This window comes from Vibrio sp. 10N.286.48.F5 (assembly GCF_041469785.1).
In the GTDB taxonomy this organism is placed as follows: domain Bacteria; phylum Pseudomonadota; class Gammaproteobacteria; order Enterobacterales; family Vibrionaceae; genus Vibrio; species Vibrio crassostreae_C.
The window spans coordinates 90,159-110,366 of the sequence record NZ_JBFRLG010000013.1; the positions used below are offsets into that span (position 1 = coordinate 90,159).

Annotated in this window: 17 protein-coding genes; 7 read left to right on the plus strand and 10 right to left on the minus strand. The window is 46.8% G+C overall.

Annotation, left to right across the window (positions count from 1 at the left end; all coding sequences use genetic code 11):
* Positions 1-19: 19 nt before the first annotated feature.
* Both AB4185_RS09855 and AB4185_RS09860 read left to right on the plus strand, forming a co-directional pair.
* The gene (locus tag AB4185_RS09855) at positions 20-508 is read left to right on the plus strand and encodes a type II secretion system protein M (protein ID WP_065585037.1); all 489 of its coding nucleotides are present in this window, start codon (positions 20-22) and stop codon (positions 506-508) included.
* Between the two features lies 1 nt (position 509).
* The gene (locus AB4185_RS09860) at positions 510-1,289 is read left to right on the plus strand and encodes a type II secretion system protein N (protein ID WP_048607634.1); all 780 of its coding nucleotides are present in this window, start codon (positions 510-512) and stop codon (positions 1,287-1,289) included.
* Between the two features lie 118 nt (positions 1,290-1,407).
* On the opposite strand, the gene cysQ is transcribed toward AB4185_RS09860, so the two are convergent.
* From cysQ to AB4185_RS09880, 4 genes are all read right to left on the minus strand, one after another.
* Complete coding sequence (gene cysQ, locus AB4185_RS09865; RefSeq protein ID WP_017062477.1) at positions 1,408-2,235, minus strand: 3'(2'),5'-bisphosphate nucleotidase CysQ; 828 nt, start codon at positions 2,233-2,235, stop codon at positions 1,408-1,410.
* 36 nt (positions 2,236-2,271) lie between these two features.
* On the minus strand, positions 2,272-2,823 hold the full coding sequence (gene nudE, locus AB4185_RS09870) for an ADP compounds hydrolase NudE (protein WP_017062476.1): 552 nt from the start codon (positions 2,821-2,823) through the stop codon (positions 2,272-2,274).
* Positions 2,824-3,112: 289 nt separating this feature from the next.
* Positions 3,113-3,697, minus strand: a complete 585-nt coding sequence (gene nfuA, locus AB4185_RS09875; protein WP_004741449.1) for a Fe-S biogenesis protein NfuA — start codon at positions 3,695-3,697, stop codon at positions 3,113-3,115.
* Positions 3,698-3,806: 109 nt separating this feature from the next.
* The gene (locus AB4185_RS09880; protein WP_170791827.1) at positions 3,807-4,520 is read right to left on the minus strand and encodes a ComF family protein; all 714 of its coding nucleotides are present in this window, start codon (positions 4,518-4,520) and stop codon (positions 3,807-3,809) included.
* Positions 4,521-4,613: 93 nt separating this feature from the next.
* Here AB4185_RS09880 and bioH point away from each other — a divergent pair, with 93 nt between their 5' ends.
* Together bioH and AB4185_RS09890 are read left to right on the plus strand one after the other, a co-directional pair.
* Positions 4,614-5,390 carry a pimeloyl-ACP methyl ester esterase BioH gene (gene bioH / locus AB4185_RS09885; RefSeq protein WP_280574020.1) on the plus strand — a complete coding sequence of 259 codons (777 nt, stop codon included), beginning with the start codon at positions 4,614-4,616 and terminating at the stop codon, positions 5,388-5,390.
* Between the two features lie 353 nt (positions 5,391-5,743).
* Positions 5,744-6,217, plus strand: a complete 474-nt coding sequence (locus tag AB4185_RS09890; RefSeq protein WP_017066129.1) for a hypothetical protein — start codon at positions 5,744-5,746, stop codon at positions 6,215-6,217.
* Between the two features lie 127 nt (positions 6,218-6,344).
* Here the strand turns inward: AB4185_RS09890 and AB4185_RS09895 are convergent, their stop codons facing one another.
* Both AB4185_RS09895 and greB read right to left on the minus strand, forming a co-directional pair.
* Positions 6,345-8,675 (minus strand): Tex family protein, encoded by a 2,331-nt coding sequence (locus tag AB4185_RS09895; protein WP_136974386.1) that lies wholly within the window; start codon positions 8,673-8,675, stop codon positions 6,345-6,347.
* A gap of 663 nt (positions 8,676-9,338) precedes the next feature.
* A complete protein-coding gene (gene greB / locus AB4185_RS09900; protein ID WP_017062470.1) occupies positions 9,339-9,821 on the minus strand; it encodes a transcription elongation factor GreB in 483 nt (160 codons plus the stop codon).
* A 178-nt stretch (positions 9,822-9,999) separates the two neighbouring features.
* Between greB and ompR the strand changes: the two genes are divergently transcribed.
* On the plus strand, positions 10,000-10,719 hold the full coding sequence (gene ompR / locus AB4185_RS09905; RefSeq protein ID WP_008218409.1) for a two-component system response regulator OmpR: 720 nt from the start codon (positions 10,000-10,002) through the stop codon (positions 10,717-10,719).
* Positions 10,720-10,872: 153 nt separating this feature from the next.
* The gene (envZ, locus tag AB4185_RS09910) at positions 10,873-12,168 is read left to right on the plus strand and encodes a two-component system sensor histidine kinase EnvZ (protein WP_102332605.1); all 1,296 of its coding nucleotides are present in this window, start codon (positions 10,873-10,875) and stop codon (positions 12,166-12,168) included.
* Between the two features lie 293 nt (positions 12,169-12,461).
* Here the strand turns inward: envZ and recG are convergent, their stop codons facing one another.
* The 4 genes from recG to gmk form a co-directional block, all read right to left on the minus strand.
* Positions 12,462-14,540 carry an ATP-dependent DNA helicase RecG gene (gene recG / locus AB4185_RS09915; protein WP_372105872.1) on the minus strand — a complete coding sequence of 693 codons (2,079 nt, stop codon included), beginning with the start codon at positions 14,538-14,540 and terminating at the stop codon, positions 12,462-12,464.
* A 177-nt stretch (positions 14,541-14,717) separates the two neighbouring features.
* Positions 14,718-16,844 (minus strand): bifunctional GTP diphosphokinase/guanosine-3',5'-bis pyrophosphate 3'-pyrophosphohydrolase, encoded by a 2,127-nt coding sequence (spoT, locus tag AB4185_RS09920; RefSeq protein ID WP_017062467.1) that lies wholly within the window; start codon positions 16,842-16,844, stop codon positions 14,718-14,720.
* A gap of 39 nt (positions 16,845-16,883) precedes the next feature.
* The gene (rpoZ, locus tag AB4185_RS09925) at positions 16,884-17,156 is read right to left on the minus strand and encodes a DNA-directed RNA polymerase subunit omega (protein ID WP_009848003.1); all 273 of its coding nucleotides are present in this window, start codon (positions 17,154-17,156) and stop codon (positions 16,884-16,886) included.
* Positions 17,157-17,275: 119 nt separating this feature from the next.
* Positions 17,276-17,899 (minus strand): guanylate kinase, encoded by a 624-nt coding sequence (gene gmk / locus AB4185_RS09930; RefSeq protein WP_017062466.1) that lies wholly within the window; start codon positions 17,897-17,899, stop codon positions 17,276-17,278.
* 766 nt (positions 17,900-18,665) lie between these two features.
* Here gmk and AB4185_RS09935 point away from each other — a divergent pair.
* The gene (locus AB4185_RS09935) at positions 18,666-20,036 is read left to right on the plus strand and encodes an NCS2 family permease (protein WP_017062465.1); all 1,371 of its coding nucleotides are present in this window, start codon (positions 18,666-18,668) and stop codon (positions 20,034-20,036) included.
* Positions 20,037-20,208 lie beyond the last annotated feature (172 nt).

Genomic DNA, 20,208 nt, shown 5'->3' on the forward strand with positions numbered 1-20,208 from the left:
CTGCGTAAGGAGATCAGTGATGAGAAATATGATTGAGCCACTCCAAGCGTGGTGGACTTCAATAAGTCAAAGAGAGCAACGATTAGTTATTGGTTGCTCAATTCTGTTGGTGGTCGGTGTCGTTTATTGGGGGCTAATCCAGCCACTCAGTCAGCGAGCTGAACTCGCGCAGACCCGTATTCAAAGCGAGAAGCAACTACTGGCTTGGGTAACCAATAAAGCCAATGAAGTGGTTGAACTACGAGGCAGTGGTGGCATTAATGCCAGTCAACCTCTGAACCAATCTGTGCCTGCTTCTATGCGTCGCTTTAATATCGAGCTGATACGTGTGCAACCACGGGGCGAGATGCTGCAAGTGTGGGTAAAACCAGTGCCTTTTAATAAGTTCGTTGACTGGCTAACATATCTGAAAGAAAAACAGGGTGTTGAGGTCGAGTTTATGGATATTGATCGCTCTGATAACCCTGGGGTTATTGACGTCAACCGACTACAGTTTAAACGAGGTTAATGTGAAACGCGGTTTATCTTTTAAGTATGGCCTGCTCTTCAGTAGCATCTTTATCGTCTTTTTCTCGGTCAGCTTGTTGCTGCACTTGCCGGCTTCTTTTGCTCTCAAGCAGGCTCCTGCTGTGCGCGGCTTGAGTATCGAAGGCGTGGAGGGCACCGTTTGGCAAGGCAGCGCTAACAACATCGTGTGGCAGCGCATCAATTACGGTTCAGTGCAGTGGGATTTCCAGTTTTCTAAGCTATTTCAAGCCAAAGCAGAACTGGCGGTTCGTTTTGGTCGTAACAGTGACATGAACTTATCAGGTAAAGGGCGTGTCGGGTACAGCATGAGCGGCGCGTACGCAGAGAACTTAGTAGCTTCAATGCCTGCTATGAACGTGATGAAATACGCTCCAGCTATTCCAGTACCGGTTTCTATTGGTGGACAAGTTGAACTGACGATCAAGCATGCGGTTCACGCTCAGCCTTGGTGTCAATCTGGCGAAGGTACACTGGCTTGGTCTGGTGCCGCAGTCGACTCTCCTGTTGGCTCGCTAGACCTTGGCCCTGTGATTGCAGACATAACCTGTGAAGACAGCACAATTGCAGCGAAAGGCACTCAGAAGAGCGATCAGGTAGACAGTGAGTTTTCAGCGAGCGTAACACCCAACCAACGCTATACGTCGGCGGCATGGTTTAAGCCGGGGGCGGAATTCCCGCCAGCAATGCAGAGTCAGCTTAAGTGGTTGGGCAACCCTGATAGCCAAGGTAAGTACCAGTTTACTTATCAAGGTCGTTTTTAGCTAAACAGCTAGGGTCACTAAATTACGAGATATAAAAAACGGGCACCTCACTGAGGTGCCCGTTTTGTTTGTTCTGAGAATCTAGAGGATATCTGACGGTTAAAGGGAGCAAACTCGCCTAGTCTTTGCCTTGCAAAATTTCTACCCACGGTAAGTCGGCATCACCGAGCACAATGAAGTTTGGATTCTCAAGCGTTTCTCTTTCATTGTACGAAAGCGGTTCTAGTTGAGTACTTAAGATACGTCCGCCAGCTTCTTCAACAATGCACTGCGTTGCGGCGGTATCCCACTCTCCGGTTGGTCCAAGGCGCAGATAACAATCCACAGCGCCTTCTGCGACTAAACAGGCCTTAAGCGCTGCTGAGCCTAGAGGAACCAAATCATAATTCCATGCTGAGCTCATACGGCTAGTGATGCGATTGATGTCCTGGCGACGGCTGATCGCCATGGCGATTGACTGGTTTGGCAGCTCGTGACGATGCGTTTTGATTTTCACGCTGTCATTAAGGTCTGGGATCTTCCAAGCGCCTTTGCCACTGTAAGCGTAATAGCTCACACCTGAAACGGGTGCGTATACCACGCCCATCACTGGCTTGTTATGCTCGATTAGGGCGATAATTGTCGCGAAATCACCACTTCGTGCGATGAACTCCTGGGTGCCGTCCAGTGGGTCAACTAACCAGTAGCGATCCCATTGAGAGCGTTGCTCTAGGCTGATGTCGGCGTCTTCTTCGGATAATACGGGAATATCAGGCGTCAATTCACTGAGTTTTTTTAATATCAGCTTATGTGCTGCAAGATCGGCACTGGTTACTGGAGTGTCATCACTCTTAATGAACTCTTCGTAATCCTTTTTCTCGTAGATCTCTAAGATGAGTTGACCAGCAGAGCGAGCAATCTCAATGACAGAGGGTAGGAGGTGAGACAAATCTTTTGTTATTGGCATAAATGTTCTCTTACTCTTAGAGCGAGCCTGAATGTTCTAGTTATTGTTTAATACACGAAGGCTTAAAAGCAGGGCTGTAATACTCCGAGCCTCACAGAAATCGAGATGTGTTAACAGTTCTTCGGCTTGAGCAAGTGGCCAGCGCACAATATCGAGAGGCTCTGGCTCATCACCTTCTAGCTTTTCTGGGTAGAGGTCTTCTGCAATAAACAGCGTCATTTTGCTAGAGAAGTAAGAGGGTGCAAGGATCACTTCCTTCAGCGGAGTAAGCTTGTTGGCACCGAAGCCTATCTCTTCTTTGAGTTCGCGAACGGCGGCTTCGTTTGGCTGCTCACCTGGATCAATCAGCCCTTTTGGAAAGCCAAGTTCGTAGCGTTCAGTTCCCGCTGCATATTCACGTACTAATAGAATATCGCCTTGCTCAGTAATAGGAACCATCATCACTGCGTTGCGCCCGCTGGGCTTCATGCGTTCGTAAGTGCGCTCTTCGCCGTTTGAAAAGCGTAAGTCGAGAGACTCGATAGAGAATAGTCTTGATTGAGCGACAGTTTGTTTAGCCAAAATCTCTGGCTTGGTCCTTTTCGTCATTGCGCTCGCTCCTTAGCTCATTGGAATTCTTTCTTATAAAGTCATTCTAATATAGGGGAAATGACCTTGAGTTCCTAGATCCGAGTTTTCATATCCGAAAATTATTGAAGCAGGAATCGATTACGATCACTTGAATACCTTACTCAAGATGGTAACGAGGTGAAAATATGGTTGTATAGCAAGAGAGTATAGAGAGAACGCGATAGTCCTAACTTGCTTATCCACATAACAAAAAAGGTTGATGCTTGCGCATCAACCTTTCAAATAACAACTAACACTAAATCAGTGATTAGTAGTAAGAGTGCTCACCACGATCGTGCTCAGTTGCATCACGAACAGCAGTCAGTTCACCTTCAAACTGTTGAAGAAGTTCTTTCTCGATGCCTTCTTTTAGCGTTACATCAACCATAGAACAACCGTTACAACCACCACCGAATGCTACAATAGCTGCGCCGTCTTCAGTGATTTCTACCAAGCTAACGTGACCGCCGTGACCAGCAAGTTGCGGGTTAACTTGTGTTTGAATTGCGTATTCAACACGTTCTAGAAGTGGTGCATCGTCTGCGACTTTACGCATCTTAGCGTTTGGTGCTTTAAGCGTTAGCTGAGAGCCCATTTTGTCAGTAACGAAGTCAATTTCAGCTTCATCTAGGAACGGTAGGCTTAGCTCATCTACGTATGCAGAGAAAGCTTCGAATTTAAGCTCTGTGTCAGACGCTTCGATAGCATCTGTTGGGCAGTAAGAAACACCACACTCTGCGTTTTGTGTACCCGGGTTTACCACGAACACACGAATGTTTGTACCTTCAGGCTGCTGTGACAGCAGATTGGCAAAATGAGTTTGAGCTGTTTCTGTAATAGTAATATTTGACACGACGAATACCTGAGTAGATTTGTAGGTTATTAGCGCCATTCTACTCCTGTCAGATTTGTAATTCAGCCCTTTTTTGTTGGATTGCTGTACAAGTAGTGATTCACAGCTTTTATCCAGAGGGCTCAGGAGTGCGGCAGATGCAGTAAATATCAATCCTTTTAACGTCCACTTCAAGTAGTAATTGGCATAATTGATACACAGTACTGCCGGTGGTTACAACATCATCAATTATCGCGACGTGAGAGGGGATAGTTCCTTGAACGTCTTGTTTTCGCAGCGCAAAAGCGCTCTTTAGATTGTGTAATCGTGCGGATTTAGTCAGCCCCTGCTGGGAAGCCGTTGAGCGAATTCGACGAAAGAGCACATCACTTTCAACGCCAAGCTCTTGAGCCGTGTAGTCGGCTAGCAGCTTACTTTGATTAAAGCCGCGATGAGTATATCGACGCCAATGCAGCGGCACGCTGGTGATCAGCGGAGCAGGATATTCGATACGTGATGCCAATAGCTTAGATAGATCACGTGCAAACCAAAACTTATCAGCGTACTTCATTTGCTGAATGTAACCTGCTGTAGGGAAGGTGTAATCGCCGACACAGTAGAGGCGATGCCAAGGTGGAGGTTGAGATAAGCACTGTCCGCACTGCTCGACTGTGAGCAGTGTTTTTAACCCACATCGTTGGCAGCGTGGCTGTTGGCAAAAGAGATCGAGGCAAGACTGACACCATCGAGGATGAGTATCATTGGGGAGTTTGTCTAGCTTGCATAGGTGGCACTGAGATGTGACCAGGCGTGGTGTGTTTTTTTGTAGCCAATCAGATAACATAGCTCGTGATGCTTTTGGGTTAGGGTGTTCCTTTTGCTCACCATACTGAAAAGCGCGGATTATCGCTGATGGAAAAAGTAGGGAATATTGAGAATGAGTGACGCGTTGTATTGGCATGTTTCAGGGCAAGGTCCTGATTTGGTTCTGGTTCACGGCTGGGGAATGAACGGTGCGGTATGGCAACAAACGGTCACTGCGTTAGAGTCTGATTTCCGAGTTCATGTTGTCGATCTGCCGGGTTATGGACACAGCTCTCACTGCCACGCTCAAGATCTTGAAGAGATAGCTCAGCAACTGTTGGCCGATGCCCCTAAGCAAGCTATTTGGGTCGGTTGGTCACTCGGTGGCTTGATCGCGACGCATATGGCTCTGCATCATTCAGATTATGTAAGCAAATTAGTGACGGTCGCCAGTTCTCCCAAATTCGCCGCTGCAAAAGAACCTGTTTTGTGGCGAGGTATTCAACCCAATGTATTAACGGCTTTCACTGAACAGTTAGTGGAAGACTTTCAGACCACCATCGAACGCTTTATGGCATTGCAAGCCATGGGCAGCCCTTCAGCAAGGCAAGATGTAAAACAGCTCAAGCAAGCAGTGCTTTCACGTCCGTTGCCGAATCCAGATTCTTTATTGGCGGGCCTAAAGATGCTGTCGGACGTCGACCTGCGTGAACAGCTCCCTGAGATTTCAGTGCCTATGCTGCGTTTATACGGTCGATTAGATGGATTGGTGCCAGTGAAAGTGGCCAAAGATCTGGGAAATGCGCTACCCGATACCGAGCAATACATCTTCACACAGTCGTCCCATGCGCCGTTTATGACAGAAGCCGATGCCTTTTGCAGTGAACTGGTCAGCTTCGCGCAAAAATAATCGCTAAATTTATCGCTGGCTTGGTCGATATATAACCTAATACCAATCACAGTAAGTAAGTGTTCAAAAATAGCGTAGGTAAAAGGCTTGAGAACAAGGCAGCTTTTTTTTGACAAGTAGTTTCGATAAGTAGTTATCCTACAATCAAAAAATCTAACGCCGTTATCGAGCATTTTAACAAGCTAGGATGATCAGTTATTTACTACGATTGGTATAACACCAACGTGTTGCATGATACTCAGACCTAACTCTCTCCAGAGCTGATTGCGCTAAGTTGGGCTATGCCTGTTGTGCGTTCTCGGTACAACAGTGTTATGGCAATATTGATGGGCGATTCTTGAGGAGAGTTCGCGATGATTGTGTCACCTGCAACTGCAGTGAGTGTGCCACTAATCGCCCCGTCCGTTAATGTGCAAACAGAGCAAGTTGCGCGTGATAATAGAGTCCGAGAACCTATTGCTCCCGCAGTAGCATTGGCGAGAACCAATGCAGAGCGTAAGGTAAAATCAGACGATAAACGAAGGCAGCAGTCGGCTTGGGATCCTTCAGACCATCCAGGTTATGAAATGGAGAACGAGTCAGAGGCCAATTCGGTTAGCCAAGAAGAGCCACAAGACCCTTTTGATCGGCTGTTCAGCTTATTGGCACTGAAAACATACAGTGCTGATCAAGGCAAAGGTTATACCATGCGTTTCCGCCTGCCAAAGCATGTTTTAGATGCGGCGATTCAGGAAGGACAGATGGAGAAACGACGTAAGGTCATAAAGTATCATTATGGTCATGCTGTTGCGCCTCATGCTCCATCAGAGATGTTGGTGGTCTTATAAATCAAAATTTTACGAGTCAACCAAGCTTCGATGTCTTTTTTGAACACATAATAAAAAAACCTGCATACCCTAAGGGATGCAGGTTTTCTGTTTTTAAGCTAATCCGTTTTTTAGGTGAGCTAACGGATTACTTTTTCGCTTTAGCAAAAGCGGCAGCGAATGCTCCACCCATTGCAGCGTTTTGTTGCGGCTCTTCACGACGGCGTTGGCCACCTTGCGAGTTTTGATTCGAGCGGTTTTGTGTACGAGGTGCACTTGAACGTTGAGCACGGTTGTCTTGTCCAGGCTCGTCCTTCATACGCATGCTCAGTGCAATACGTTTACGCTGAACATCCACTTCCATCACCTTCACTTTCACGATGTCGCCCGCTTTAACCACTTCACGTGGGTCAGAGACAAAGCGATCGGTGAGCGCTGAAATATGCACTAAGCCATCTTGGTGAACACCAATATCAACGAAGGCACCAAAATTCGCCACGTTCGATACCACACCTTCTAAAATCATGCCCGGTTCTAGATCTGAAACACTGTTTACGCCATCGGCGAAGGTTGCAGTCTTGAACTCAGGGCGAGGGTCGCGTCCCGGCTTATCCAGCTCCTTGATGATGTCGGTGACCGTTGGAACACCAAAGTTTTCATTGGTGTAATCAACCGCGTGCAAACCACGTAAGAAGTCGGTGTTACCCACCAGAGATTTGATGTCTTTGTGGTTTTTCTCAGCAATGGTTTTCACTACTGGGTAAGCTTCTGGGTGAACCGATGATGCATCTAACGGGTTCTTACCATCCATAATACGTAGGAAACCAGCACACTGTTCAAAGGCTTTTGGCCCTAAGCGAGCGACTTTCTTTAGCGTAGTACGTGCTTCGAAGCGACCATTCTCATCACGGAAATCCACGATGTTCTGAGCGATGGTGCTAGAAAGGCCGGCTACGCGAGTCAGTAGCGCAGCCGAAGCGGTATTCACATCAACACCAACCGCGTTTACACAGTCTTCGACAATCGCATCTAGGCGCTTAGCGAGCATAGTTTGGCTCACATCGTGTTGGTATTGGCCCACACCGATCGATTTAGGGTCAATCTTCACTAGCTCTGCCAGTGGATCTTGCAGACGACGAGCAATAGACACCGCACCACGAATTGATACATCCATGTTCGGGAACTCTTTTGCAGCTAGTTCAGACGCGGAATACACCGATGCGCCCGCTTCGCTAACAATGATCTTTTGCGCTTTTAGGTTGCCGCGTTTAATTACGTCAGCCACAAAGCTGTCGGTTTCGCGTGAAGCCGTACCGTTACCAATCGCAATCAAATCAACATTGAATTGACGAACCATCTGCTCAACCACGTGTGCCGATTTGTCGTATTGCTTTTGAGGTGGGTGAGGGTAAATAGTTTCTGTTGCCAAAACCTTACCGGTTGAATCCACGACAGCGATTTTCGAACCGGTACGTAAACCTGGGTCCAAGCCTAAGGTTGCTCGAGGACCAGCTGGCGCTGCCATGAGTAGGTCTTTTAGGTTGGTTGCGAATACTTCAATCGCTTCGATCTCTGCACGCTCTTTCATTGCGCCCATCAATTCAGTTTCCATGTGCATAGAAACCTTGATGCGCCATGCCCAGCTAATCACTTGCTTACGCCAAGCATCCGCAGGAGCACTGCTCAGAGTAATGCCGTAGTGATCAGAGATAATGTTCTCACAGTAAGAACCACGAGCGCCTTCTTCTTGCTCAGGATCGGCATTCATCGCCAGTGTTAGGAAGCCTTCATTGCGGCCACGCAGCATGGCAAGTGCACGGTGAGACGGCACTTTGCTGAGTGTTTCGTTGTGCTCGAAGTAGTCTTTGAACTTCTCGCCTTCTTGCTCTTTACCTGTCACTACACGAGCGACTAGCTCTGAGTTGCGTGTTAGGTGTTGGCGAATCTTTTCTAGTAGGTTTGCGTCTTCCGCAATGCGTTCCATGATGATCGCACGAGCACCATCGAGAGCAGCTTTGGTATCGGCAATGCCTTTATCGTTGCTGATGAAGTTCGCCGCTTCCGTTTCTGGATCGTGCTGCGGTTCATTCCACAGTGTGTCGGCAAGTGGTTCTAAGCCCGCTTCAATCGCGATCTGGCCTTTAGTGCGACGCTTTGGTTTGTAAGGTAGGTATAAATCTTCTAGACGAGTCTTGCTGTCGGCTTGAGTGATATCACGCTCGAGTTCTGGCGTGAGTTTACCTTGGTCTTGAATCGACTTAAGAATCGTTTGGCGACGATCATCAAGCTCACGAAGGTATGAAAGGCGACTATCAAGGTTACGTAGCTGGGTATCGTCTAAGCCACCCGTAACTTCTTTACGGTAGCGGGCAATAAAGGGAACGGTATTACCGTCGTCAATTAGGTTTACTGCGGCAGTGACTTGCTCAGAACGGACATTCAGTTCTTCAGCGATCAGTCGACAGATAGCTTGGCTCATCCGATGAATCTCTTATTTAATATCATGACAAATACATGGGGGTGAGCGTACGCTTTTTCTAGCTTTGGCTGTGTAATTATCCTGTCAGAAGTCGAATTTCCGTTTCTGATACCCGCTTTGTGCGAGATCTCTTACAAGTGATGTGAGAGTAAGTCGCTTTAGACCGATGAAATCGTCTTGATGTTACACTAAGTTGCTGATTTTATTTGATTGTGTGTTTGTGGGCGTATTTCTCACCTGAAATGTTTTTTAAGACTATCTAGGAAACACGGCCATTTGCCGTAATATTTAACTTGTCGACAGGGAGTTGGCAGGAACAGGAAAAAGCCTAATGGACTAGGTATCTTCAGGATGAAGATTTGATTACTTAGGATGAGTGGTCAGCAAGGAAGTGATAATCTCTGGATGAGATTCGCCAGTCAGGATGACAGGCTAGAATGGACACCGCTAGGATGGCGATGAACAAAAAGGAAATTGGTTAAAGGATTTAGCCACTATCAAGGAAAGATGCAGGGAGCACCTTATCTCGAAGAGATAAACAGTAGCCGGATTGCTGCGATAGAGACTTAACCCCGCTAGGCGAAAGCCTTGCGGGGTTTTCTTTTATCTGGAGTTTGGGTTTGCTGAACACTCAGTTTATCGCTAAGTGTTTATTAAGTTTGGTTATTCGTTGTCTGCGTAGCGAATCGAGTTAATGAACCACTCTTTGTCGCCTTCCGGTGTTTTTACCGTAAACTCGTCATCTACTTCTTTCTTGAGCAGAGCTCTAGCCATTGGTGAGTCGATAGAGATATAGCCTTTAGCATCGCCGTAGATCTCTTCTGGGCCGACAATTCGAAACTTCTTAATTTCCCCATCATCATTCTCAATTTCGACCCAAGCACCGAAAAATACCTTACCTTCTTGTTGTGGCGAGTAATCAACGATCGTGACATCAGGTAGGAACTTTCTTAAAAAACGCACTCGGCGATCGATCTGACGAAGTAGACGCTTATTGAAGGTGTAATCTGCGTTTTCTGAGCGATCTCCAAGGCTTGCCGCCCAAGTGACTATCTTAGTAATTTCAGGGCGTTTCTCGTGCCATAAGTGGTCATGTTCTGCTTTGAGCTTGTTATAACCTTCTCGAGTAATAAGTTTGGTTTTCATAAATCTGACTTAATGAAATGATGATCTAAGATAGAATATATAGAAAGGCAACATACGTTAACAATTATTTAGGCGACTTTTTCTCCAATAATGTTACATTTTTAATGTCTTATACCAATATACAATTTACCAAGAATGCTTAACCTTAGGTTTAAGCTTTAATAGGTGGAACCATTACATGCAAGAAAACTACAAAATTTTAGTGGTCGATGACGATGCTCGTTTACGTGCACTGTTAGAGCGCTATCTGTCAGAGCAGGGCTTTCAAGTGCGTAGCGTGGCAAACAGTGAGCAGATGGACCGCCTGTTAACCCGTGAAAATTTTCACTTGATGGTATTGGATTTAATGTTGCCGGGCGAAGATGGTCTATCGATCTGTCGTCGTCTACGAAACGCAAACAACTCGCTACCAATCCTGATGCTTACTGCAAAGGGTGATGAAGTGGATCGCATTGTGGGCTTGGAAGTGGGTGCTGATGATTACCTGCCAAAACCATTTAATCCACGTGAACTGCTTGCTCGTATTAAAGCTGTACTGCGTCGCCAAGTCATTGAAGCACCGGGTGCACCAAGCACAGAAGAGTCTGTGGTTGAGTTTGGTGAGTTCCGCTTGAACTTAGGTACTCGCGAAATGTTCCGCGGTGAAGAGCCAATGCCGCTTACTTCGGGTGAATTTGCGGTTCTTAAGTCCTTGGTAACGAATGCTCGTGAGCCAATGTCTCGCGATAAGCTGATGAACATGGCTCGTGGCCGTGAGTATTCAGCAATGGAACGTTCTATCGATGTTCAGATTTCACGTCTGCGTCGTCTAGTTGAAGAAGATCCAAGCAAACCTCGCTACATCCAAACGGTGTGGGGCTTGGGTTATGTATTCGTTCCAGATGGCAAAGCTGTGTAATTCAGCTTAATAAGCTCTACAGTAGCTTTATCGATTCTGTGAATCTTACGGGTCATCTCATTAATATGCGATGGCCCGTTTTCTATTCAGCACAATGGTTTAGAGTTATAGTCATATAACACTTTCTTTATCTTTCTACATCTCGGGTACCCCATGCGTATACGTAGCTCCTTTACTCAGTCGATAGTGCTTTTCTTAACGCTATTGGTCGCTAGCCAAATTTTTTCTTATTACGCGGTGTTTAACTATGCGTTGATGCCAAGTTTGCAGCAGTTTAATAAGATTTTGGCTCACGAGCTAAACCTGGTATTGGACCAAGGCAGTGATATCGAGATCGATGCGCCATTGCGTCAGCGTGTGCTTGAACAGCTCGGGGTAACCGTTCACGCCAAGGACAGCGAAGCGGCGGGTGAGTATTACCATGCGGTCGCAATCGACCTGATGAGTGAGGAGATGACCAAGGAGCTGGGTTCTGAAACTGAAGTGCGGCTGATCTTGGGTAAAGAGAGCTATGTGCTTTGGATGGACATTGCGCAGTTACCCAACTCTTTAATTCGTATTCCGTTATCAGAGCTGCAAGAAGAGGATTTTGCACCACTGTTTCGTAACAGTCTGATCATGGCGCTGTTGATTGTCGCAGGTGGTTGGCTGTTTATCCGATTGCAAAACCGTCCGTTGATAGCGCTAGAGAAAGCGGCGCAAGGTGTCGGGCGAGGTGATATTCCACCGCCATTGCCAGTTCAAGGCGCACAAGAGATTCGCTCGGTAACTCGAGCCTTTAACCAGATGTCGAAAGGCATCCAAGAGCTAGAAGAAGACCGCGCCTTGTTGATGGCGGGTATCAGCCATGATTTACGTACTCCGTTAACGCGTATTCGCTTAGCGACTGAGATGATGTCACCAGAGGATGCCTACTTAGCTGAGGGGATTATCAGTGATACCGAAGAGTGTAATGAAATCATCAGCCAGTTCATGGATTACCTAAAGCCTGTCGACCGAGATTCATTCCAAGCGGTGTTTGTCGATGATATTGCTCGTGAGGTATCGAGCTCTGAGGGTGGCTACGAGGTTCAGATTGAAACCGATATTCCAGAATCGATGAAGCCAGCGCTAGGTAATCCGATCGCGATGAAGCGTGCTGTGAGCAACTTGGTGGTGAATGCGCTGCGTTACGGTAATGGTTGGGTCAAGGTATCAACTGGTATGACGGCGGATAACAAGCTTGCTTGGGTGACGGTAGAAGATAACGGGCCGGGTATTCCACAAGACCAGATCGGAAAGCTGTTTGAACCTTTCACGCGTGGTGACACGGCTCGTGGTAGCGAAGGAACGGGCTTGGGCTTAGCAATTGTGAAACGTATCGTTAGCCAGCATCAAGGTGCTGTTGTGGTCAATAACCGCAGTGAAGGTGGCTTAAAAGCGCAGATCAGTTTCCCGGTTAAGCCCTAGTTATCATCGGTCCGTTTGATGACGATAAGTTCGGTTCGGGGAACGGTTAAGAGATCCCCGACTCGGTCATTCTTCCCTCTCCGAGGATGACGAATTGCTAACCATGGACTTTGATGATGAAAGTTTACTTTGATCGTCATTCCCTATCGTGAGGAACGAGCGAATAGGGAATCTCGCTCTTGCTTGATGAAAGTAACGCACACTAAAAAGGCTTCCTTGAGGAAGCCTTTTTTACGTTTGAATACGGTCTCAGTGTTAACTATGCCTTAGTGTTAACTACGCCTTAGTGTTAACTACGCCTTAGAGTAAACATCGCGTTCACCCAACCAACGGTTGATGATCGCCTTAGCATTGTCTGGGTAGCTATCGTGAATATGACGCGCAATACGCTGCACTTCAGGTATCAAACGTTGGTCACGAATTAGATCGGCGATCTTGAAATCAGCCAAGCCAGTTTGTTTGGTACCGAGCAATTCACCGGGGCCACGGATTTCTAAGTCGCGCTGTGCAATCACAAAGCCATCGTTACTTTCACGTAGCACACCTAGGCGTTTCTGAGCGGTTTTAGACAGCGGAGAGTGATACAACAATACACAATGACTTGCGACCGAACCTCGGCCGACACGGCCACGCAGTTGGTGCAGTTGCGCTAGGCCAAGACGTTCTGGGTTCTCGATGATCATTAAGCTCGAATTCGGAACATCCACACCAACTTCAATCACGGTTGTCGCAACCAATAGATGCAGCTTGTTCTCTTTGAACTCTCGCATCACCGCTTGTTTCTCGGCGGGTTTCATACGGCCATGGACTAAACCAATTTTTACGTCAGGCAGTTTGCGTTGTAGCTCTTCTGCTGTATCAGCTGCAGCTTGAGCTTCCAGTACTTCCGATTCATCAATCAGCGTACATACCCAGTAGGCTTGTTTGCCTTCATTGAGACACGCATTTTTCACACGTTCAACAATGTCATCGCGCTTGGTATCAGGAATTGCCACGGTTTGAATTGGGGTTCGTCCCGGTGGCAGTTCATCAATAATCGAAGTTTTGAGGTCGGCATAGGCCGTCATTGCTAACGTTCGTGGGATTGGGGTAGCGGTCATGACCAACTGATGGGGGTAGTAGCCTTGCTTTGCGCCTTTCTCACGTAGCTCTAATCGCTGGTGGACACCAAATCGGTGCTGTTCATCAATGATCACTAAACCAAGGTTTTTGAACTCGACATGCTCTTGGAACAGGGCATGAGTACCGACCACCATTTGCGCTTCGCCACTGGCAATACGTGTTAGTTCAGTTTCACGAGCTTTGCCTTTGAGCTTACCTGCTAGCCATCCAACTTGAATACCCATTGCCTCAAACCAGTTGGCAAAGTTAATCGCGTGTTGTTCTGCGAGTAGTTCAGTGGGTGCCATAAGTGCTACTTGTTGACCGTGTTCCAATGCGCGAACCGCCGCCAGTGCAGCGACTAAGGTTTTACCAGAGCCCACATCACCTTGCACTAAACGCATCATAGGATGCGGCTTTTCCAAGTCAGCTTCGATCTCTTTGGTCACTCGTGCTTGGGCATTGGTTGGTGAAAACGGCAGCTGAGCCAGTAGCTTATCTTTAAGGGTGTTTACTGGAGGAAAAGGCATTGCCTTGTCTTGCTGCCCTTTGCTACGAACAGACAACATAGACAGGTTTTGAGCCAGTAACTCTTCCATAATTAGGCGCAGTTGCGCAGGGTGCTTGCCTTCATCAAACAGCTCTAGGTCAATGCCCGGGGGCGGCCTGTGAATGGTATGCAGTGCTTGTGCGAGGGTAATTTGGTGGTCGTATAAACCTGATGGGAGAAGCTCGTTAACTGCGGCCTTGTCGATTAGCTCTAAGGCTTGATCGGTAAGATTACGCAGCGTGACTTGTCTTAGCCCTTCGGTGGTTGGGTACACCGGAGTCAGATTGGCTTCAACGTCTGGCTGTTGCCTCGGCGCAAAGAATTTGTAGTCAGGGTGGACGATCTCAAGCCCCATATTACCGCGCTTGATCTCACCATAAGCATGCACTTGTTTGCCTTCGGTAAAGTTATTCTTCATGCCTGCAGTGAAGTTGAAAAAACGCAGTGTAATAGTGCCATTACCATCACTGATCTTTACTGCGAGCATCTTACGTTTACCGAAAATGGTATCGACGTGCATTACCTTGCCTTGCACTGCTGCCCATAAACCAGCATGCAGTTTTACGATTGGATAGATACGCGTTCGATCTTCATAGCGCAAAGGCAGGTGAAATAGCAGGTCTTGTACATTGTTAAGCCCAACCTTCTCTAGTTTCTCTGCGACTTTAGCGCCGACTCCAGATAAAGAGTTGAGAGGGATAGCAGATAAAAGCTGTGACATAACAAGGCTCATAAACGTAAGAGAGATGATCTATTCAAGCATTTTACTGGATTTTTGTACAGGCAGGAATGGGAGGGAGCGCGGTAAATACTAGGATTACGGTTATAAAAATCCCCTTAAGCGATAAAGCATTAAGGGGATTTAAATTCTTGGCAAAACTATTATCAAGTTTAAACGTTAGTTCTTACGACGTCTTACTTTCAGCGCGTGTGGCATCACACGTAGCTTTTTCATAATACTTGCAAGATGAACACGATCTTTGGTGGTCAGCAAGATAGTCACTGTGTACAGGCGTCCATCACGTTCTTCAGTTGAAATACCGTGAATGTTCGAGCCTGTTTTCGAGATAACGTTAGTTAACTCAGCCAGTGCACCTTGGTGATTCTGCAGATCAACCTGAAGTTCAGCAGTGAACTCTTGGTCGTAATCGTCAGACCATTCAACCGCCATGTATTTGTCTGGTTCTTTCTGGTAACCACGAACGTTTGGACACGTTTCACGGTGAACCACAAGGCCACGACCTGGCGATACATGGGCAATGATGTGATCATCTGGAATTGGGTGACAACAGTTAGCGAACGTCAGTAGTAGACCTTCAGCACCACGGATAGCCAATTTCTTCCTTGGTGTGTCGCTGTTGTTTTCCACTTCAGTCAGTTCGTCAGCATCACCCAGTAGACGACGAGCAATAACGATACTCATCAGCTCACCAAGACCAATCGATGCCAGTAAGTCTTCAACATTGTCTAGGCGAAGATCAGACAATACGTGGTCGATATTCTCTTGGCCGATATCGCCAATAGAGTGTTCGCCAAGTGCATGATTCAGTAGACGACGGCCTAGCGTGATCGACTCTTCACGACGCATCGTTTTCAGAACCTGACGGATCTTAGTACGCGCACGTGATGTCACCACGTAGTTGAGCCATGCTGCATTCGGACGTGCGCCCGGAGCACTGATGATCTCAATAGTTTGACCGTTCTTCAGCGATTTGCTGAGTGGGTAAGGGTTCATGTCTACACGAGCACCTACACACATGTTGCCGACATCGGTATGCACCGCGTAAGCAAAATCGACCGCTGTTGCGCCTGCCGGAAGCTCGACAATGCGACCCTTCGGCGTGAACACGAAGATCTCATCTGGGAACAGATCAGACTTAACGTTTTCAATGAATTCGAATGAGTTACCCGCGCTTTGTTGCAGCTCAAGTAAGCTCTGCATCCAGCGTTGTGCTTTAACCTGTGCGGTTGTGCCATTACTGCTGCGTGAGCCGTTGCCTTTGTAAGACCAGTGCGCTGCGACACCTTTGTCTGCCATTTGATCCATATCTTCAGTACGGATCTGAACCTCAACTGGCACCCCGTGAGGGCCGATCATTGACGTGTGCAGAGATTGGTAGCCGTTGGCTTTTGGTACCGCAATGTAATCTTTCATGCGGCCAGGGCGAGGCTTGTACAGGCTGTGAGCCTGACCAAGTACGCGATAACAAGTATCTGGGGTATCAACCACGACGCGGAAAGCGTAGATGTCCATAATGGTGTGGAAGCGCTGCTCTTTAGTTTTCATCTTGTTGTAGATGGAGAACAGGTTTTTTTCACGACCAAGTACGCGAGCAGGCAAACCGACCTCTTCAAGGCGGCCTTCAATTTCGCTATGGATACGTTGGATCATTTCCTTACGGTTACCACGCGCAGCTTTCACTACGTTTTTAAGTACGCGATAACGGTTAGGATAGAGGGCTTCAAAGCCCAGCTCTTCTAGTTCGGTCTTGATGTTATGAATACCAAGACGGTGAGCTAGTGGAGAATAAATCTCTAGGGTTTCACGAGCAATACGACGCTTTTTGTCAGGACGAAGTGCCCCAAGCGTGCGCATGTTGTGAGTACGGTCAGCTAATTTGATCAAGATAACGCGGATGTCTTGCACCATGGCGAGAACCATCTTGCGGAAGTTCTCTGCTTGCGCTTCTTTGCGATCACGAAATTTAAGCTTATCCAGCTTAGATACACCATCAACCAATTCAGCAACGGTATTGCCAAATTTTTCCTCTAGATCTTCTTTAGTGACATCACAGTCTTCGATGACATCATGAAGCAGAGCAGCTTGCAGGGTTTCGATATCCAGACGCATTTCTGCCAGGATTCTTGAAACAGCTACAGGGTGGATAATGTATGGTTCACCGCTTGAGCGGGTTTGCCCTTCATGGGCGTCTCTCGCTACCACATAAGATTGACGCAGAGCCTCAATTTGAGGCTCTGTTAGGTATTCTTGGGCAACGTCTTTGAGGCTATCGAATAGATACAAATTAAAGGCCCGGAAGGTTAATTAGTTCGAATGACGTTCTTAACGAGTGTGAGCGATGCTGCTTACTGCTGCAAGTTCAGCTGCTTCTTGCTCTTGTTGCTCTTGACGCTCACGAGCATCTAGTACGTCTTTAGTGATAAGACCTTCTTCGATTTCGCGAAGAGCGATAACCGTTGGCTTATCGTTTTCTTCAGGCACTAGTGAATCTTTACCGCCAGTTTGCATTTGACGTGCGCGGCGAGCCGCAATAAGAACTAGGTCGAAACGGTTGCCAACTTTTTCAACAGCGTCTTGAACAGTTACGCGTGCCATGAGGACTCCAAATAGTAATTAACTAATAAATTTTTGATGACGAGAAAGTATACAAGTTTAACTAGATACTTTCTAGATCACCGTATACTTATCTCAATAGAAAATCTAGGGGATCTAGATTATTCCGCTAATAAAGCAGTAAGCATGCCGCTGTATTTCGCTGCTTGCTTATCTTCTTTTAAGCGCTCCGCACGAATGATAGCTCTGAAGTCCATTAGGGCTGCATCAAAGTCGTCATTCACGATCACATAATCATATTCTGCATAGTGAGAAATCTCTGATTTTGCTTCGCTCATGCGTTTCGCAATAACTTCGTCGCTGTCTTGACCGCGAACATTCAAACGACGCTCTAGCTCACCATTTGATGGTGGAAGAATGAATACACTCTTCGCTTGAGGCATTTGTTCACGGATCTGACGAGCACCTTGCCAGTCGATATCTAGGAACACATCGATACCGCGGTTTAGGTTTTCTTCAATCCAAACGCGTGAAGTACCGTAGTAGTTGCCGAACACTTCAGCGTACTCTAGGAATTCACCTTTAGTAATAAGGTCTTCAAAATGATGCTTCTCTACGAAGTGGTAGTGAACACCATTTTCTTCACCAGGGCGCATACCGCGAGTGGTGTGTGAAACAGATACCTTCATTGCGTAGGTTGGATTGGTTTCTAGCATTGCTGAGATCAAGCTCGACTTACCTGCGCCACTAGGTGCAGATACGATGTAAAGAGTACCTTTGCCCATCTGTATATTTCCACTGTTGGTTGGATTGAGTGGAGGCAATAAACCTACACTTTAAAAGATAGCACTGACTCTAATTTTTGTTCCGATGGCGCATCTACTAATTGTGCCGTTGGTTACGTCTATAAAGAGATAACGAGTAAAACTAATAGAAGCAACTGGTGAAAATTAGGTCAGAAAAATGGAGGCGAAGAGTAGCATATTTAGATGATTGAGAACAACTGGCTTGATCGTTATTTATCAGCAAATGATCTTCTCAAAGATCTTTGTATAAATGTAATGACTCGTCATCGGTACTTTTTTATGTGATCTGGACAAAATTTGTTGAAGTTTTAATCTCAATCCTTACAATCCGCGCAAACGATTAAATGCTGTATATATCTAGGGTCTGTTGACCTTTCGCGATGGAGTTTTGTTCGAGAAAAAATCGTTTTAGGCGCGGCAAGGAGTTTGTAGCCTAGTATTCTAAGTAAAGACTCCTTAACAAAGCATAAAACGATTTTAGCCGAACCCTTCGGGCAGCGTTTGTTGGTGATTTCTACTGCGTTATCGACTTCTTATGTAGGCTAGCTACACTTCAAAGTCTCTGCCTTGTAGAAATCCCCAACAACTCGCTGCAAAAATCATCTCGAAGGGCCAACAGACCCTACTAGACTAGATGTTTCTACTACCGAGCCTACCTTGGTGACTACAGTTTTTAGTGTAGAGACCTCTCTATTCTCACAGCATTTGAATCACCAAATTCTTAATTTATTGCATAGGTTTTGTTGTGAGTACCGATTCCACCCTGAAAGCCCAGAACACCTCTGGCTCGCTTGATTCGATGTTTAAAATCACTGAAAGAAAAACCACGATTGGCACTGAGCTGTATGCGGGTTTCATTACTTTCTTGGCGATGAGTTACATTCTGGCGGTTAACCCAGCAATTTTGGGTGATATTCCAGGCATGGACAAAGGTGCCGTGTTTACTGCAACCGCTCTGTCTGCGGCTATCGCAACCCTAATCATGGGCATTTGGGGTAACTACCCAGTGATGCTTGCGCCGGGCATGAGCATGAACGGCTTCTTCAAAGGCTTACTATTAAGCGGTTCAGTCGCGGTACTTTGGAATGAGGCGCTGTTCGGCATCTTCCTGTCAGGTATCCTGTACCTCGCGTTCTCGTTGACCAATATCCGTAAATCGATGATTGAATCGATTCCTGAAGATTTGAAGTTGGCGATTACCGTGTCTCTCGGACTGTTCATTGCTTTCTTAGGTCTTAAGAATGCGGGCATCATCGTTTCTAACCCATTCGTATTGGTTGGCTTAGGCGACATTTCCGATCCAAAAGTGATCATTGCTTATGTGAGCATCTTCATCGCACTGGGTTGTATGGTTCGTGACATCAAGCTAGCAACGTTCATCTCATTCGTTTCTGCTATCGTGTTGACGATTCTTGCTGACGTCTTCATGGGCACTTCAAACGCACCAATCCCAGAGCAGTTCATTGCTATGCCACCAAGTATGGCTGGCAGCTTCGGCGCTATCTTCGATTTCTCTGCTTTCACGCCAGAGAAAATGTTCGACTTACTGTTCATCGTACTTATCTTCTTGATTGTCGATTTCTTTGATGGCTTGAGCACCATTGTCGGCGTTGGCCGTGATGCGGGTATCATCGATAAAGACGGCAAGGTGCCAAACGCGAAATCGGCTCTAGTAGCAGATGCGGGCGGTACTGTGATTGGTTCAATTCTTGGTACCACATCGATCACTGCTTTCTCTGAGTCTGGCATCGCTTCTTCTCAAGGTGCAAAAACGGGTTTGGCAGCAGTCATGGTGGCTGGTCTGTTCCTAATCTCGCTATTCCTATACCCAATCTTCTCTATCTTCTCGGCTGCAATGGTTGCACCGGCGATGGTAGTAGTCGGCATCTACATGGTAGGTCGTCTTGGTCAGATCAACTGGGAAAAGAAAGAGTCACGCATTGCAGCCTTCTTTACCATCATGTTCACAGTGCTAAGCTTCTCTCCAGCGAACGGTATGGCGATGGGCTTCATCAGCTACGCATTCACAATGGTTGTGGCAGGTAAGCGCAAAGAAGTACACCCGCTTATCTACGGACTGTGTGTGGTGTTCTTAACTTACCTGATTCTGCTTTAAGGCTAATTAGTCACTAAGAAGTCGCTAAGTAAAAGACAAACAGATGGCTCTGCAGTGAATGCGGGGCCATTTTTGTATTTGTTGCTTTTTACCGTTGCTTCTTAATGTTGGTTACCGATGAGTTGATGGCGTTAGCCTAAAGTCGGTGCTTTGACAGTACGCGACTTATATT